This window comes from Colwellia aquaemaris, from assembly GCF_057548755.1.
The window spans coordinates 85,425-103,107 of record NZ_BAAJLV010000006.1 but is presented as its reverse complement, the minus strand read 5'-3'; the positions used below and the strand labels follow the sequence as shown (position 1 = coordinate 103,107).

Genomic DNA, 17,683 nt, shown 5'->3' with positions numbered 1-17,683 from the left:
ACATTATTTAATCTTATTGATCTCACCTACAGAATCAAGCAGACTAATTCGCATTAGTAAAGTAGCCAGTGGCTAAAAGGTGTTAGGTTGAACAAAATAGTCGTTAATGGTTACCAGATAAATTGGGCGCGGGCAGAGCTAGTTAAAGGTGATTTAAGCAAAGCCATTGAGGCTAAACATTTAGCTATGTTAAAGCTGCTAGCACAGGCAAATGGCAATATTGTTTCACAGCAAGAGATGCTCGATAGCGTATGGGCAAACGCTGTTGTTAGCCCAAATACCATTCAACAGGCGATTACCCAATTACGTAAATTGCTCGACGATGATGGCCGCAGCCAAAAGGCCATAAAAACGCATCCAAAGTTAGGTTACAGCTTAATATTTCATGCCGGTGATTCGCCAGTTAAAAAACCACCTCGTAACAAAGCTATCAAGTTAGTTACTGCTTTCTTGCTATTGGCATTAATACTGGTGGTAAGCCTATGGTTTATTTTTAACCAACAACCTAGGCAAAATAAGCAAAGTGTCGAAAATATCATTCCTATCACGGTGCAAGGGGAAGTAGTCACTAATGTGGCGTTAAACAACAAGAATCAGGATATCTATTATTTAGTAAAAAATGCCAACTATCAGGATTTACGCAAACAAAACATAAACTCAGCGAATGTAGAAACATTAGCAACAGGGTTACGCGCTTATGGCGACTTAGCTTTATCGAAAAATAGCAAGCACTTGGCATTTAGCCAAATTTCACTGATCTCGCCTGATACAGCAGAAAATAAGAAATGTATCAAACTAACGTTAGTAAAGCTTGAAAATATGCAGCAAATGCCTTTGCTACCTTGCGGTGATAACTTTCACCACTCACCTAGATGGCTAACTGACGATACAATTATTTTTATCCGTACCGATAAAGCAAGAAATAACACCTTACATACCCTAAACACTCAAACACTTGCCCACGCGCCACTACAAACAAGCACGTTTCATGTAAACAGTTACGATATAGCCGAGAATATGCTGGCAATAGTTGCGAACAATACGCTATCTACATTTGAGCTAGTTGCAGAAAACAAAACACCAAAACTGACAATGTCAGCCCAATTACCTGAGCACTTTCACAGCGCTAAAGTACGCTGGCTAGCCAACAATAAAATCGCTATTTTTAACAAGCATAAGGTTCAAACCCTTACACTCGATGGTGAAATAGCTCAGTTTAGCGTGTCTAATTTACAACAAATTAATGACTTAGTTGCCCTATCAGAAAATAACTATCTTGCCATACTTGGTCAGCAAGATTGGAGTGCAAGAGAGCGAGATTTAACGCGCCAGCTCGATTCCAATATTGGCGAAAGCCACTATCGAGAGTCTAAAGCAAAATATAATGCCTCAAATAATGGCATAAACTATCTTTCAAACCGTACCGGCTCGATGCAAATTTGGCATCAGCAAAACCAAAGTGTTACGCAAATAACCCATGCCTCATTTCCTGTTGAAGATCATTTAACGGTATTTAATGGCAATTCATTATTATTTGTCTCCAACCAACAACTTTGGCTGCAAGCCCAAGGGTTAGATGCCACAAACCTAAATCTAGCGTTCACACCCTTACGGCTTTATCAGGCCGAAAATCATCAGGTATTACTCAGTGCCAAAATTAACAATGAACATCAATTATTAGTACTTAACCTTGAAACTAAACAATGGCGTACTCTTTTAAAAAAAGAGGTAAATTGGGCTCAATATATTAATGAGAGTATGTTCATCACCAATAATGCCACAGGTCAATTAGAAAAATATCACAAGGGTGAATTAACGAAAATCACGGCATTGCCAGCATTAACAATACAATGGCGCTACTTTTGGCGAGTGGATATGCAGGGCGATTTCGCACTTTATTTTCAAGATAAAAACCTTAATATCTGGCGCTACGACCCAATTAATGAGCAAGCAGAAGTTATTGACCATTATGATATTAATGCCCTGTTTATGACTGATTACAATGCACAAAAGCATAGCATGCTCAGCGATAACTTTGTCACTGAGCAGCAGCAATTAGTGCAACTAAAACTTAGTCAGTAATATTAGAAAGCATGTTTTTAATATAAGACATGCCCTCTTTATTGTCGGCTTCACTTGCGAGTTTATAGGCGCGCTTTAACGACACTTTAGCATCAGCTAGTTTAGATGCTTTAATTTGCACTTGTGCTAAACGTAAATGCAATATTGTATCGTCTCTATGCTCGGTAACTAAACGCTTCATCACAGCAATGGCTTGAGTAAACTTACCATGCTCTGCGTAAGAAAATGCCAAGTCAACGCGTTTGCTACTTAGTTCTATCTCTTGATTATATTTATCACTTAGCTGTTGAAAGTAACGTGTTAAAGCGATTTCACCTTGTTGATGAAATTGTTGATAATTCGGCTGTAAATCAGAAAACAGCAATTGCGATGCCCTAACTAAACCAAGATTAGGCCCAGATAAATAATTGTCTTGGCTATAATCGGCAAATGCTAACTGTAGTCGATTGCTTTTAGGTAATTTGTTTAGCGCTTGCTTTGCTTGCTCAAACAGAGCTTTATTTTCAACAAATGTTCCTAAAGACAAAAACACATAATGATGCCTTTTAGCTGAAAGTTGCCAATTATCAGATAAAGAATCAACCAAGCCTGACTTATCAAGCGCCAATGAAGGGCTGAACATAAAGAATGCGTTTATTAAATCAGAATGATGTCGCAACATATATAATGGAAAGTTGCCAAAGCTAGAAAAGCCCTCAATTATTCGATAACCCGATGTGCGATACGTTTTGTCGATATATGGCAAAACCTCCTCACGTAAAACCGAGGCTAATACCGCACTTTCTTGGCCTGCCGCCGAGGAAAACTTATCTTTATTTTCATATTGAATATCAGGAATGGCCAAAAAAATCACTTGTGGAATAGGTGCAAAATCAACATGGCTCAACCACTTAACTTGTGACCTTAAGCTATCTATCCGACTACCGCCAGCGGTAGTAATAAATACGGGATAATGCTTATCAGGTGCATTTTCATAACCTAACGGCAAACTTACTTTAACGCTTAAATGCTGTTTTGTTATTTTTGAATCTATATCAATATCAACAAAACCATCTTTACTATTTGCCAGCGCCTTATGGCTCAAGATAAGTAGCAGTGTTGTAATAAAAAACTTCAAGTTCATCTTCTTATTCCTTTTTATGTAGAGCTTCAAGCTTGCAAATAAAAAGAAATAATTAATTGAATTGGTTATGAAAAAAACCTGAAGTTTTCCTGAATACTTATCTTTATCAGAAAAGATAAGAATATAAATAACCAGCACTTACCGCCATGGATAAAATCACGGTGAGAAATGCTAATATCATTTTATTTTTGAAAATTGACTTCAGCAAGACCACTTCCGTTAAACTTGCCCCCGCACTACCAATAATCAGCGCCATTACTGCACCAAGCCCCATACCTTTTGCCGCCAAAGCCGCACTTAACGGGATAACGGCTTCAGCACGAATATAAAGCGGAATACCAATAACAGCTGCCACCGGAATAGCGAAAGGATTATCGTCGCTAGCAACACTGGCCACTATTTCTGTTGGCATAAAACCATAAATCATAGAGCCAACAGCAATACCACCAATAAGGTATGGCAATACTTTTTTAAAATCTTGCCAAGTGCTGTGCCAAATCCTTAACCATTTACCAACTTTTTTAACTTCACCGCCACAACTGTTTGCGCACCCTTTACTTGCCGGGGCGATATACGCTTCAGGCTTAATATATTGTTCGAAGCTTAGTTTTTCTAACAGGTAACCTGCTGCAATTGAAACCCCCATTGCCATGACAAAATAAAACACGGTTACTTGCATGCCAAACGTTACGGCAAATAAGCCAATGATGATCGGGTTCAATAATGGGCTGGCAAATAAAAACACCATCATAGTGCCAAAGCCAGCTTTGGCTCTAAGAAGCCCTTTTAAAAATGGAATAGTTGAGCAAGAGCAAAAAGGGGTAATTGCCCCTAAAAAGCCGGCAATAATATAACCTTTACCATTTTTGCTACTTAAAATACTTTGAATCTTACTTGGCGGAATATATTCCTGTAACACACCGACAAGATAACTTATCAGTAAAAAAAGTAAGGTTAGCTCAACAGCTAAAAAGGCAAACATATTTAAGGTATCAAATACCATTTCCTGTGTAATATTCATAACAGCCACCACAAAACTATATTTCTAGATTTGTCGAATTATAGACTTTACACTTTCCTTGTCAATATATTTCTAGTAATATGGAAATATAAAGCATATTGTTAGGAGTATTGATTATGGATATTGAAATTGTTGCTAAAGCCTTAAAAGAATTAGGCCACCCTACTCGCCTAGCCATTTTTAAACGCCTAGTAAAATCTGGCGAGCAAGGTATTGCCGTTGGTGTGGTACAAGAAGAGCTTGCAATTCCCGGCTCAACATTGTCGCACCATATATCTAGTTTAGCGTCAGCTGGGCTAATTAAGCAGCGCCGCGAAGGTAGAACGTTATTTTGTGTGGTTGAATACGACAAATTCCTGTCAGTTATTTCGTTTCTAGAAGATGAATGTTGTAGTGACGAACAATCATCATAGGCACATAATCTAAAATGCGTTTAAAAGGAAAATTAACTAAATGGAATAGTGAAAAAGCATACGGCTTTATTGCGCCCAATGGAGGCGGTAAGCATGTGTTCATTCATAAACGTGCTTTTACAAATAGAACACGCACACCACAATTGAATGATGTTATTACTTTTTCCACCTCAAGAGACAAACAAGGTCGCCCGTGCGCTGCTCAAGCGACATTTTCAGGTGAGAAACTAACCAAAAGAAAAGCCAAACAACGTAATACATTTTCTATGTACCTTGCTTCAATATTTCTGGTACTGATCATCACTGGCGCTTTGTTGCACTATTTGCCCAAAAATTTAGTATTACTTTATTTAGTTACCAGCTTTATTACCTTTACTGTTTATGCCTTCGACAAGGCAAAAGCAAAACGTAATGCTTGGCGTACGCCGGAATCAACATTGCACCTGCTTGCCTTAGTAGGTGGCTGGCCAGGTGCGATAATCACGCAACAAACCCTAAGACATAAATCTCAAAAACAAAAGTTTAGAATGGTATTTTGGGTAAGTGTGATGATTAATTGTAGTGTATTAACATGGTTGATGACGGAAAATGGAGCCAATGTGCTTCGCCTATTTTAATCACTAATAAAATTAAATCTAAACCTTAGATGTAGGTTGTTTTATATGTTCTAGGTAAACTCAACTCCATAGCATATCAGAGCTTTTCACAAAAATTTCACAATAAAAGGAATAACTTATCACTTAACATCCACAATTTTAGGTAAACCAATGTTAAGGAAATTACTTTACGGCACATTACTTATCTCCTTGCTGACTTCAATAACAGGCTGTGACACGCTTAACTCATTACGCATGATGCAAATTAATTCCAATGTAAAGCCGGTAATTAATAGCGCTCAACCCATTGCACTAAAAGCAAGTTTTTTGGGTGAAAAGCCTTATATTAATGCCACCGTCAACGGCGAAGATTTGCTTTTTTTAGTCGACACTGGCGCGAGTTTCTTAATACTTTTTGACACGCCAAAAGTTAAGGCAATGAAACTACCCGAAGGCTTTGCCTTGTCACTTTCAGGCTGGGGAGAAGAAGAAAACACCAAAGCTTACCAAACCGATGTTGAAAGTTTTAATATGGCTGGGGTGCAGTTTAATGGCCTAAAAGCAGCCTATATTCCAATATCAACAAGCCCTTACTTTTTGCGAGAAGATGAAGCACTTATTGATGGCGTTATTGGTCACGATATGCTGAAACATTTTGTTTGGCAATTCGATAAATCTAAAAATTCAATCACAGTTAGCACACAGCCGTATCAAGCAAACCAGCATACAGAGTTATTCGAAATAGATACCTTCCTCAGTAAAATATCTATCGAAGGTACGCTAGTATTTAATGAAGAAAACAAAGCCACAGGCGACTTTATAATTGACACGGGTAGTCGACATTACTTAAAAATTTCCTCTCAGTTCACCGAAAACCGAAATATTACTATTGATTCAGCTAAAATTACCGCCGCTGATTTCGGTCTTAATGGCAAAGTAGAACACGAGCGTGTGTCACTGCCAGCACTTAAACTGGGGAAATTAAATATTCCAAATATTAAAACTAACTTGATCCCCAGTAAAGACGAAGATGAGGATGACTTTTGGGTGATTGGCAATGCTTTGCTGAATCAATATAAAACAGTGATTGATTACCCGAATGATAAAATGTTCCTTGAACCTCAAGATCAACTGAAAGTTCGCTACAATTTACTCGGTTTAGAGTTGCGAAAAATTCGCAGCGGGGAATTTGTAATTCGCTACATTTTCCCTGAGTTTCCCGCGAACAAGCATGACTTAAAGGTTGGAGACTTAATCACCAATCTAGACCATATTTCGACAAAAAAGCTTTCTCTGTCAGACGCATTAAACATTTCTGCAACTCCTGGTATTAAGCAAGTATGCATTGCCAGGGGAAATGCTTGTTTCAATATTTTGGCGCAACATATTGCAGGCTATTCAAACCACCATAAATAGTCCAACTTTATGGCTTAGGAAATTAAATCAGCAGGTTAACTCAGGCAGGCTACTAGTTGCATATAGGTAGCCTGCTATTAAACCGCAAACTTACTCATAATCAGACGCGTAGGTTTCTTCATAGGTATGCGAGTAAAGCTCAAATAAATTACCGAATGGGTCTTCTAAATAAACCATTTTAGCAGGCTTAGTGTCATCTTCAGGGTGATAGCGCATAATATCCATTCGTACTTTGCCGCCAAAACGTTCTGTTTTTTCCATAACCGCTTCAAAGTCATCGGTTTCTAAACAAAAATGAAAAATACCAATTCGGCTAAAATCAACTTCATGGCGCTCAGCACGTTCTTTCATTTCAAATAACTCTACGCCGATACCGTCCGTTGTGACTAAATGTGCAATATTAAAACCTTTAAAGCCTTCACCAAAAACAGCCACACACATTCTGCCAATAGCGGTTTCATGTTCTTCAATTACCTGAGTGTTCGCCATCACTATTTTAAGACCTAACGCTTGGGTATAAAACTCAACGGCTTTATCCATATCGCCAACCATAATACCTACATGATTCATTTTCATTACTTGCTCCAAATCTCATTATTTAACTCAATAAAGCTATTTTAGATGGCTAGGTTTATTAATAAAAATTATCAATTATAATCAAAGCTATAATATTTTGTTATTAACATACTTATGCTAAACCCCCTTTGGTTGAAAACTTTTATAACCCTAATCGACACAGGACATTTTACCAAAACGGCTGAAAAGCTATTTATGACGCAGCCTGGTGTAAGTCAGCACATTAGTAAATTAGAAAATGCCTGTGGCCATTCACTTATTGCCAGAAATAAGAAAAGTTTTGAAGTGACTGAGCAAGGACGTTTAGTCTATCAATATGCTCAGCATCTCAGCAAAAGTGAGCATGATTTATTAGAGCAACTGGCATTTGACAACGCCCACGCTGGCCAATGTTCTTTAGCTTGCTCTGGCGCCTTGGCGTTAATTCTGTACCCAAAATTATTAAACCTGCAAGTTCAACATTCACAACTTGTTGTTAAACTAAAAGCCGCCCCCAATGAACAAATATTAAATGAAGTGCAAACTGGCGTAATTGACCTAGGCATTGTTACCAACATGCCAAACCATAGCTTGTTTGACGTACAAGAAATTGGCCAAGAGCAATTATGCTTAGTATTTCCTGCTAGTGTAAATATTGATAAATACGGGGAAAATTTACTGAACAAGCTCGGCCTGATCAAACACCCCGATGCCGAGCATTATTTAGCGCTTTATTTTGCACAAAGCCAGCAAGCTAACTTCACACATTTAAATATTAGCGATATTCCAGTAACAGGTTTCATCAACCAAATTAGCCAAATTTTAGAGCCTGTTGCCAAAGGCTTAGGTTTTACCATATTGTCAAAAAGCGTTATTGATAATTTCCATACACCACAACACATAACAATATTTACCCCACCAAAGCCTGTTATGGAAACACTTTACTTGGTCAAGAAAAGAAACAGAACGCTACCGGCACGTTTCACAACAATAAATACGCTATTAAAGCAGTACTTCGCTAGCACAGCTAACTAGTTGAATTTGTACTATACAAAAACCCTAAACCATAATTTAGAGACAAAAAAGCCGCTTTTAATGCGGCTTTTTAACAAACAAATGGCGCTATTTGTTTAACTATAACGGTAAAGGAATAGGCTTGTCGTTAATAGTTAACGCTTTGTCTTTCAGGGCAAAAGTTGTTGAATACTGTTGTTCATTCATAACTACCAAGCCTTGCTGCACAAAATTTTGCAAAAATTGCGGTGCTTGCTGCATAGCAATTTGCTCAACTTCTTCAGTACTCATTTCCGCTGTTTGAGGGTTTTGTTTAAGCTGCGATTCCATTACCTTTGCTGCAAGATATTCAATAACCGCTTTATCGCCTTTTAGTTGACCATTAGCCAATGCGTGCGATAACCAAAACTGCACATCAGTTAGTAAATCAGGCAAAGCATCAATACCGGCAAGGCGGGTATTAATCGAGCTGTTGAACGTTCCCTGTGCTAGCGTGCCGCGCAGGCTAGTTACGTTCATTTCCGGCTCGGCTTTTAGTAACGACAACAAATGTGTTTCAGCAAATTGTAATAACTTGGCTTGTATTTCAGCTTCAGTGCCTACTGACAGTTCATTAACATTTTGTTGATAGGCTTGAATAAAGGCTTGGCTGATATTATTAACTTCAATAGCTAACGCAACATTTTCCGCCTTAAAGTCAGCTGCTGTAAACGAGTCCACTCCATAAGTAATGCCTACATTACCGGTATTTTTTTCGGTATTAATTTTTGAATTAGCCTTAATATAAACATTATTCGCTAATACTTTATTCTCAGAATTATCATCTTCAAAGTTAATCGAACGAATAGTAAAGGTTGAGTCTGAGTCATAAAAACCGCTTTTCATCATGTCTATAAATGACGACGCAACTGTCATATCAACATCCATAATGCCGATAACAACATCGCCATTTTCGGTTTTAATTACGGTATTTTTTGATTGGCCCGTATATTGCCATTCACCATTTTCAAAAGCGCCTGAACCTTGGTAGCCGGCAAAGTTAATATCAATATCTTCTTCTTGGTCAACCACAGTAAAAGGCTGAATGTTATCGGTGTAGCTTGTTGTGCCTAGTATATCGATATGACTTTCAACACCATAAAGTGGCAAATTATTTGCCCAATCAATGTGCTTTCTAAGCCCTTCGTTGGCAACTGCAATTGAAATATTTGCCAAACCAAAACTGTGCTCACCCGACATCAAAATAGGGCCATGACTGGCATTAACAGCTATCTCAATAGCAAAGTCTTCAAACTTTTCACTAGCTTCTGCGGGCAAATCTGCCCCTAAACCTGCCGCATCAAAACTCACCAAAACTTTAGCGTTGGTATCAAACCATGCAGAGTGTAATTCACTAACCGAGGCATTGTAGCCTGGCAAAGTATTCACCTGCTCAACAATAGTATTAATATTAGTTTGTACGTTACTGGCAATAATTTTAGGTGTAATTAGTGCTGCACCAACTGCAATAGCGCCAAGGCTAAGTAGAAGTTTTTTCACGAGAATAATCCCTTATATAGTGTTAATTCCTAGGTCGCACGGAGTATCGCACACAAATTGTAAATGTAAAGTAAATATGCTTTGAGAAAACTATGTAAATTTTTGATATTTTGTTCAATTTTTTACGGTAATAAAACACTACCCAGCTATTTCCAATATACAGAACTTTTGAAATAAAAATTACAGCTAAAATTGGGACTTCCCCTAAAGACTTACGAAACCTTATTTTTAATCATGCTTTCACGAATTAACACTTTGAAATTTCTATGATAGCTGTATAGTTACAACTTTAATTTTAGGGTTTTGTACAATAAACATGGATTAGTTTTAAATTAAAGATAAGGAAAAGATAGCATTATTTATTGATGCGGATAATGCACCTGCCGCCAAAATAGACATCATACTTTCTGAACTTGCCCGATATGGTGTTGTAAATATCCGCAAAGCCTACGGAAACTGGAAAAGCCTGTGTATAAAGCCTTGGGAAGATGTTCTTCATGAATACGCTATTCAACCAATTCAGCAATTTGATTTAACCAAAAGCAAGAATGCTACTGACATTGCACTTGTCATTGATGCAATGGACATCCTTTACACCAAAGATGTTGATACCATTTGCTTAGTTTCTTCTGATTGTGATTTTACTCCACTCGTTACCCGAGCATTAGCTGATGGCAAGTTCGTTATAGGCTTTGGTGAGCGCAAAGCGCCGATGGCTTTTGTGAATAGTTGTTCCAAATTTTTATTTCTTGATGATATCGAAATAGAAGAAAAAACTGTTGAAATACCAAAGACAAATATCAAAAGCGATACAAAGTTAATGAATATGCTTCGCCAAGCAGTGGAAGTGTCTGAAGATGATGATGGATGGGCACAATTAGGCCCGATAGGAAAACATATTTCTAATCATGCATCTTTTGATCAACGTAATTATGGTTTTAAAAAATTAAGTGATTTATTCGCTGCAATTGATTTGTTTGAAATGAGAAAAACGCATGGTTCAGCAACATGGGTGAGGGATAAGCGTAAGCATAAAACTCAAAATAATGATTAAAAATTAGTACAAAACTTAACATTTTGTGAAGTTTGGTTTGGTTACAATTAAGCCTAACTTATTAAATAGAAAATTATGATCCAAAGGATTTCCCTTCATGAATCCTATTAAAGCTTAGACTACAGAGACAAGGTAAAAAAAGTGATGAACCCAACGGCTCAAGAAAGAATAATTATATGTGCATTAGACCGTGCTTTTAGTAACGACACCGACAAGGGGGTGGTAAAAGCCTTATTTGAACAAATAGGAGATGAACTACATCCTATTAACACAGAAGCCGTTTTTTGTGATACTAATCATGTGTTTATCATGAGAGGATATGCCGATATTGAAAATAAATTTGGAGATTCACTTTTTCAATTAAAATGTACCCCTAGCCGAAATGAAGTAAAAGAAGGTGACTGTAGATATGTAAGTGCTTTCGAGCATGCGTCGACTATACGCTCAAAATTTTCTGTTGCCGAAGTAATATCCGAAAAACTGCCCAGCTTATCTTCACCTTACATTCTTATTGGTAAAAAACCACTTACACCGATAATTTTTTTATACCAGTCAGAAAAGTTGCAAGGCCCTTTTATTGTTACTGGTGTTGAAGAATCAAATGGTTCAACATTTAAAGTATCAATAGAGTCATTGTCTACAGATAGTTCATCACAAAACAAGGAACATTTTTTATCTGCGTACCACTTTTCAGAGATCAATACTTCTAGTAGCTCAAATCAAATTACTAAATTCAAACATGGATCAAATAATATAGAGTTGGTCTGTGATGTAAGGAGAGTACTTAATAACACCTGTAATACAGTAGACTTTATGAATGATGAGCAAATAGTCTCTAAATATGGACAAATGTTAGTAAATAACTCACAGATCAGAAACTTCACCAAAGGTATGATCCCCTTAATAAAAGCTCAAATCTCTCAAACCAAAGAATATAGGGCCAATAAAGCACGATTTTCGAGATTCTTTGAATTACTATCTATGCCTGGTGACGATGGTGAGTGGGGACGGATTCGTCGAAATTTGATGGGTGAATTTATTGATTCTGATAATGGCAAAATTATAATCAATGATTTCTTAGAGGAAAATAAAGATGATTACTTTCGTGATGAAAAAATAAAATTTACTGAGGAATTAAATGAACAGCTATCAGGATTACGCTCAGAAATAACAACTTTAGAATTAGGTAAGGTCACGATTGAAGGGGAGATCCGTCAAAAGAAAAAAGAATTTCAAACATTAGAGTCTGATGATTTTCAAGTACAGCTAGCTGATAAAGCATCTAAATTAATTGATAAAGATATAGAAAAGAAAAGAAATGAACTCGATGTATTAAATAAGGATTATGATAGGATTCAGACAAAATATAATTCATTTTCATCTTTTGAAGAGGCAGAGAAAGAAAAATCAGATTTAGACGCGTACAAGAATATCTTATCAAAAGATATCGAAGCCCTAAAAAGACAGAAAGCTAAATTGGAAGATGATGTAAAAGAAAGTAACCAGTTTTACATTGAAAAGCTTCTTTCAGTTAAAAACGAAGTTGATGTATTAACAGGATCAAATGCCCCCAAAGAAATAAATGCCACGAATTATACCGTGAAAGCTAGTTTAGATATTGATACTTATAATGAAAATCCTCAAGTAGAATATATTAACCAAATATCGGAATCGTTAAGTGATATAGGAAGAAAAACGGACTTTAATCAGTTAGCCAACGTTATCGTTACTCTTGCTCAAAGCCAATTTACTCTTTTTAGTGGCTACCCAGGGACAGGAAAAACCTCACTGGCAAAGTTGCTAGGTCAAGCAATGGGTTTAGGAAATAGGCTACTTAATATACCTGTAGCAAGAGGATGGACTTCTGCTAGAGATGTTCTTGGATTTTATAATGCCTTATCTCAATCATTTGTACCTTCTGCCACTGGCTTATATCACTTATTAGAGCAGATGCAAGATGAGAAGAATGAAAGTCTTTCTGCACCAGCAATAGTTCTTCTTGATGAGTTCAATTTATCTCAACCAGAACATTATTTTAGTCCATTTTTAGAGATGGCTGACGTTGAATCTAATAGAGCCATTTTTACAGGAGATCCTAATAAGTCAGAGTTAAAAGTTCCTCAACATATGAGATTTTTAGGAACTGTTAACCATGATGACTCAGTTCAAATACTTACTCCTAGAATGCTAGATAGGGCATCAATTATCCACTTCGATGATATTGTGCAGGATGGCAGTATTATTTCTGATTTAAATGTATTAGAACCTCTAAAAGAATCCGTCATCATATCAGGACCCCAATTTATAGAGTTGTTCGCTGCGTCAGGCAATCAATTACCTGATAACATTCAAAATATAATCGATAATATTATAAATGTATTGCACGATGACGACCCCACACTAGGTAATCAAGTCATTATTTCTTACCGTAAGAGAAAGGCAATTAATGAATATCATAATGTTTCTTCAACCTTATTAATTGAACGAAATTTATACGCTTTAGACTATGCTGTTTGTCAACATATTATTCCTCTTCTTAGCGGGTATGGCGAACAGTTTGGTCAACGTTTGAATAAGCTTATTGACATAATACCAAATGAAATGGAAATGTCTCGAAAACGCATTACTCGTATTATAGCTAAAGGTGAGCTGAATCTATTTAGCTATGGAGCTTTTGCATGATTAGTTGGAGTTTTCATGTAAGTAGACACGACGTGTCTACAACATACACTCCAAAAGAGGGGCAGATACTCCAGCTCAATGAAACAGATGTTATTTCTGTTGAAGTCTCTATGCCTCACGAAGCACAGGAGTATGGAGAACCGTACATAATGATAGGTGACGTACCATTGGAAATGGTACCAAAAACTATTACTAATACTCAAAGGGTTTTTAGTTCAGTAATTGATCCAAAAAATCATAACAACCAGCATTTCTATAATTATTTTGGCGAAAGTGAAGTATCTCTTTGCTTTAAAGACAACCTAGAAGTGTCGTACCGGATTATAGTCGATATTAAGGCACGGCAAGCGAATGCTGAGCTTGCTTCATCAATGCTGAAATATATTTCAGATAATATGAATGACATGCTAATGCTTTGTTTTTCAAAATCTTTTGTTGGTGGTGGTTTTCAGGATGATAGAAAGAATACATTACAGAAACTATCGCTATTACAACAAATAATGGATTATATGGTCCAAAATAAGGGAACATTTATTCGAGAACACAAATTTGATTGGAAGCATAATATAGAAACCACAGATCATGGCTTTCCTACAGGACCTGATAGTGTGTATTGGATGTTACAGAATTTAGACCGAATTGAGCCTTCAGACAAGCAACGCGCAAACCTTAAGATAAATGATCGCCTGTATAAAACAGACAAATCACCAAGAGAATACATCACTGAAAACCCTGATGTATTCGAAAATCGTGCAATCTACAGTTTTCTTCATGCCGCTAAGGTTTTTATCACAGATTTAATTAAAAAAAGTTCTGATAACCTTTCAATTCAAGGAAGTGAATATCTTATAACTGATAGTAGTGAAAATTATGTATCTTTTGAGCATGCACTTAAATTATATCGAAGAAGTATTATTAGCCACCACTTATCTGAGTTGATGCTTCTAAATAAGACTGTAGATGGCTTTATTCATTTATTTAAATCTAAATTAGGTGTGAAGTTAATTAATGGAATTCCACCGAGGATGACACCATTTGTATTATCTAGACCAAGTTATAGAAGCCTTTTTGAGCAAATGCATAAATGGTATATCGCAGGTACGCCTAACCTTGTTAAAGACCAGCTATTAATGGGGTTGAGAAACCTGTCTTCAATTTATGAATTAGTAAGCTTATATATGCTTCACGACACAATAAAAAAAGAATTTGAAATAACATTAAAGAGTAAATCATATAGGTATTATAGTGACGTTTTACCCTTCAACGGTGATGTACAGGAAAGGCCTAATGATTTGCCTTACAATTACTTTTATTATGAAGCTGACGCGTTATCTATTGAATTGTTTTTTGAACCTCGCATATATATATATCGTAAAGACGTCTCTCAAATAGGAGATTTAATTAATGTAAGTAATAAAAGGGATACCAAGTTTGGAAAACATTATTACTTACCTGATTTTATCGTAAGGTGTAACCATGCTGAATGGGAAGAACCATGTGTAATTGTTTTAGATTCAAAATATACAGATCGAAAAAATATTCTTACATATGCTTTGCCTAATACTGAACAAAAGTATTTGCATGAAATATTTCAAGTAAAAGAAGGCAGGAAATTAAAAAGTTCTCCAATAAAAAGTTTATTGTTACTTTATGCGCATGGCTCTAATCGCATAGCTTCAAATTTGAATAAGTTACATCAGGTAGATGGTGATATGCCAGTATACCCACAAGGAGCTGGTTTGAAATTAACACCTGATGATAATCCACACCTAGCCAACTGGCTGAAGAAAATATATTATGATCACCAAGAGGATTTTGGTTTTAAACTTGAACATTAGCTCTTAAGTACATTAGTCTAATCAAACAAATACTTTCAAATGGCCTATAGCTATAAGTGAGTTATTAAATTCTCATTTAATAACTCACTTCCTTTAATCACACTCCTAAGCATGTAAATAAATTGTTAAATTTTCTCATCGAGTGGTTCGTTTCTCATTATTTATGAATCTCCACACAAAACCAATTATTTACATTTTTGCAATCTTTTTAGAGTAAAGGCTTTACTTTTGTAGAGTTGTTGCTCTATACTCGATTTGTTCTCGTTAGAACACCTGTTGTATTAATTTTGAATTCTAGCTTCCCCAAGCTAACTATACCGATGGCCCCTTTTGCCATCGGTTTTTTTATGCCTAAAACTCAGTAGCACTAAGTCATGGTTGCGGTCTTTTCTTCGTTGCTTATATGAGAATTATTTAGCAATTTTCCGGTCTATTGTTAGACGAAGAATATCGGGCTAATATTTTTACTGTTATGAAAATTACCTTTAACCAGTTTCAAATTTATTGGGAAGCTTATGTCGAATTACAAAAAATCACCTGAAGCTATTGCCGCTTTGAATGCAGAGCAGTATCGGGTAACGCAAGAAAATGGCACTGAACATCCGTGGACGGGTGAATTATTAGAAAATACTGCGCCAGGTATTTATGTTGATGTTGTTTCTGGTGAACCCTTGTTTGCTTCTGCTGATAAGTTTGACTCCGGCTGTGGCTGGCCTAGCTTTAGCAAGCCTATTGTGCCAAGCAATGTGAACGAATTAACTGACGAAACGCATGGTATGGTACGTACTGAAGTTCGTTCTGCACATGGCGATAGCCATTTAGGGCATGTTTTTCCCGACGGTCCGGCCGCTTCTGGCGGTTTGCGCTACTGTATTAATTCCGCTTCGCTTAAATTTATTCATAAAAATGATATGGCCGCTGAAGGTTATCAAGCATATTTAGCACAAGTTGAGGGATAAACAATGGCAATCGAAAAAGCGATATTAGCAGGTGGCTGCTTTTGGGGCATGCAAGACTTAATTCGACAATTAACAGGCGTAACAGCAACTCGAGTTGGTTATACCGGTGGTTCCATAAAAAATGCCACATACCGAAACCATGGTGATCACGCCGAAGGTATCGAAATTCTTTTTGATAATTCAGTGATCGGGTATCGTAAAATCTTAGAGTATTTTTTCCAAATACATGATCCAACAACAAAAGATAGACAAGGGAATGATCGCGGTAGCTCGTATCGTTCAGCCATTTACTACACCTCAAACGAGCAAAAGTTAATGGCAGAAAAAACCATAGCAGATGTCAATGCCTCGGGTTTGTGGCCAGGAACCGTTGTAACTGAACTTGCGCCAGCTGGCGACTTTTGGCAAGCAGAGCCTGAACACCAAGATTATTTGCAGCAAATCCCTAACGGTTATACCTGCCATTTTCCGCGCGCTGACTGGGTATTACCAGAGCAGGAATAAATAAAAATATTAGGTGATTTCTATAAAAACGCCCCGATAATTCGAGGCGTTAAATAATTATTGTCTTTTTGTTCTACTCTTCAATCATAGAGTCTTCATTTGCCGGCTCTATGTTTTCATCTTGAAACCAATTACAAATAATCGAATTGGCTTGGTCTGCTCCTGTGCGTTTTAAAGATGAAAATGCTTGTACTTTAATATCAGCATTTAAGGCTTTTAGTTGCTTTTTCACGGCAAGTACTTGGCCACTTGCTTTACCTTGTGACAATTTATCGCTTTTGGTTAATAAGGCCAATACAGGTAGGTCGCTGTCTGCCGCCCATTGAATCAAGTCCATATCTAAATCTTTTAACGGGTGACGAATATCCATAAGTACCACAATACCTTTTAAGCATTCGCGTTTTTCTAAATATTCACCTAAAGCTTTTTGCCATTTTTTCTTCATTTCCATTGGCACTTTCGCGAAACCGTAACCCGGTAAATCGACAAGGCGTTTGTTTTCTGCAATTTCAAAAATGTTAATTAACTGCGTGCGACCTGGCGTTTTACTGGTGCGCGCTAAACTTTTCTGATTAGTTAAGGTGTTTAAAGCGCTAGACTTACCTGCATTAGAGCGGCCTGCAAATGCCACTTCAATACCGTTATCAGCAGGTAAGCGGCGAATGTCTGGCGCACTTATGGTAAAAGTTGCTTTGCTTAAATGAATGGCGGTAGAAGACAAGGTAAAATCCAATTATGATAAATAAAAACCGCATTATATCGTTTTTTCGCGCTAAAGATGCAAATGTATTAGACTTTAGGCAAATTTTTTCGCTAAAAGTCCCGCTAAAGGGCTTTAATAGTGTATGATGTCGCCAATTTTTTCGGCTTATTGAATACGTTCAATA

The 17,683-nt window shown here is 36.9% G+C and carries 15 protein-coding genes; 10 read left to right on the top strand and 5 right to left on the bottom strand.

Annotated elements, in window-relative coordinates; translation table 11 throughout:
- The first annotated feature begins 87 nt into the window (after window positions 1-87).
- Window positions 88-2,082, top strand: coding sequence for a winged helix-turn-helix domain-containing protein (locus AC27HL_RS15895; protein ID WP_487082030.1), 1,995 nt, complete (start codon window positions 88-90; stop codon window positions 2,080-2,082).
- On the opposite strand, the gene AC27HL_RS15890 is transcribed toward AC27HL_RS15895, so the two are convergent.
- Entirely contained in the window at window positions 2,072-3,205 is a 1,134-nt protein-coding gene (locus tag AC27HL_RS15890) for an alpha/beta hydrolase-fold protein (RefSeq protein WP_487082029.1), read from the bottom strand. The two genes, AC27HL_RS15895 and AC27HL_RS15890, sit on opposite strands and share 11 nt — an antisense overlap.
- A 106-nt stretch (window positions 3,206-3,311) precedes the next feature.
- A complete protein-coding gene (locus AC27HL_RS15885; RefSeq protein WP_487082028.1) occupies window positions 3,312-4,226 on the bottom strand; it encodes a permease in 915 nt (304 codons plus the stop codon).
- A gap of 116 nt (window positions 4,227-4,342) precedes the next feature.
- Between AC27HL_RS15885 and AC27HL_RS15880 the strand changes: the two genes are divergently transcribed.
- The 3 genes from AC27HL_RS15880 (at window position 4,343) to AC27HL_RS15870 (ending at window position 6,651) form a co-directional block, all read left to right on the top strand.
- The gene (locus AC27HL_RS15880; RefSeq protein ID WP_487082027.1) at window positions 4,343-4,639 is read left to right on the top strand and encodes an ArsR/SmtB family transcription factor; all 297 of its coding nucleotides are present in this window, start codon (window positions 4,343-4,345) and stop codon (window positions 4,637-4,639) included.
- A 14-nt stretch (window positions 4,640-4,653) separates the two neighbouring features.
- A complete protein-coding gene (locus tag AC27HL_RS15875) occupies window positions 4,654-5,256 on the top strand; it encodes a DUF1294 domain-containing protein (RefSeq protein ID WP_487082026.1) in 603 nt (200 codons plus the stop codon).
- 150 nt (window positions 5,257-5,406) lie between these two features.
- Complete coding sequence (locus AC27HL_RS15870) at window positions 5,407-6,651, top strand: aspartyl protease family protein (protein WP_487082025.1); 1,245 nt, start codon at window positions 5,407-5,409, stop codon at window positions 6,649-6,651.
- Window positions 6,652-6,741: 90 nt separating this feature from the next.
- Here the strand turns inward: AC27HL_RS15870 and AC27HL_RS15865 are convergent, their stop codons facing one another.
- A complete protein-coding gene (locus AC27HL_RS15865; RefSeq protein WP_487082024.1) occupies window positions 6,742-7,227 on the bottom strand; it encodes a VOC family protein in 486 nt (161 codons plus the stop codon).
- Window positions 7,228-7,341: 114 nt separating this feature from the next.
- On the opposite strand from AC27HL_RS15865, the gene AC27HL_RS15860 reads away from it, so the two are divergent.
- Window positions 7,342-8,241, top strand: a complete 900-nt coding sequence (locus AC27HL_RS15860; protein ID WP_487082023.1) for a LysR family transcriptional regulator — start codon at window positions 7,342-7,344, stop codon at window positions 8,239-8,241.
- A gap of 99 nt (window positions 8,242-8,340) precedes the next feature.
- On the opposite strand, the gene AC27HL_RS15855 is transcribed toward AC27HL_RS15860, so the two are convergent.
- On the bottom strand, window positions 8,341-9,759 hold the full coding sequence (locus AC27HL_RS15855) for a YdgA family protein (RefSeq protein WP_487082022.1): 1,419 nt from the start codon (window positions 9,757-9,759) through the stop codon (window positions 8,341-8,343).
- A gap of 331 nt (window positions 9,760-10,090) precedes the next feature.
- Here AC27HL_RS15855 and AC27HL_RS15850 point away from each other — a divergent pair, with 331 nt between their 5' ends.
- From AC27HL_RS15850 to msrA, 5 genes are all read left to right on the top strand, one after another.
- Window positions 10,091-10,813 (top strand): NYN domain-containing protein, encoded by a 723-nt coding sequence (locus AC27HL_RS15850; protein WP_487082113.1) that lies wholly within the window; start codon window positions 10,091-10,093, stop codon window positions 10,811-10,813.
- Between the two features lie 144 nt (window positions 10,814-10,957).
- Window positions 10,958-13,495, top strand: coding sequence for an AAA family ATPase (locus AC27HL_RS15845; protein WP_487082112.1), 2,538 nt, complete (start codon window positions 10,958-10,960; stop codon window positions 13,493-13,495).
- Between the two features lie 32 nt (window positions 13,496-13,527).
- On the top strand, window positions 13,528-15,333 hold the full coding sequence (locus AC27HL_RS15840; protein ID WP_487082021.1) for a hypothetical protein: 1,806 nt from the start codon (window positions 13,528-13,530) through the stop codon (window positions 15,331-15,333).
- A 515-nt stretch (window positions 15,334-15,848) separates the two neighbouring features.
- Window positions 15,849-16,292, top strand: a complete 444-nt coding sequence (gene msrB, locus AC27HL_RS15835) for a peptide-methionine (R)-S-oxide reductase MsrB (RefSeq protein ID WP_487082020.1) — start codon at window positions 15,849-15,851, stop codon at window positions 16,290-16,292.
- A gap of 3 nt (window positions 16,293-16,295) precedes the next feature.
- Complete coding sequence (msrA, locus tag AC27HL_RS15830; protein ID WP_487082019.1) at window positions 16,296-16,796, top strand: peptide-methionine (S)-S-oxide reductase MsrA; 501 nt, start codon at window positions 16,296-16,298, stop codon at window positions 16,794-16,796.
- A 73-nt stretch (window positions 16,797-16,869) separates the two neighbouring features.
- On the opposite strand, the gene yihA is transcribed toward msrA, so the two are convergent.
- Complete coding sequence (yihA, locus tag AC27HL_RS15825) at window positions 16,870-17,517, bottom strand: ribosome biogenesis GTP-binding protein YihA/YsxC (RefSeq protein ID WP_487082018.1); 648 nt, start codon at window positions 17,515-17,517, stop codon at window positions 16,870-16,872.
- Window positions 17,518-17,683: the final 166 nt, after the last annotated feature.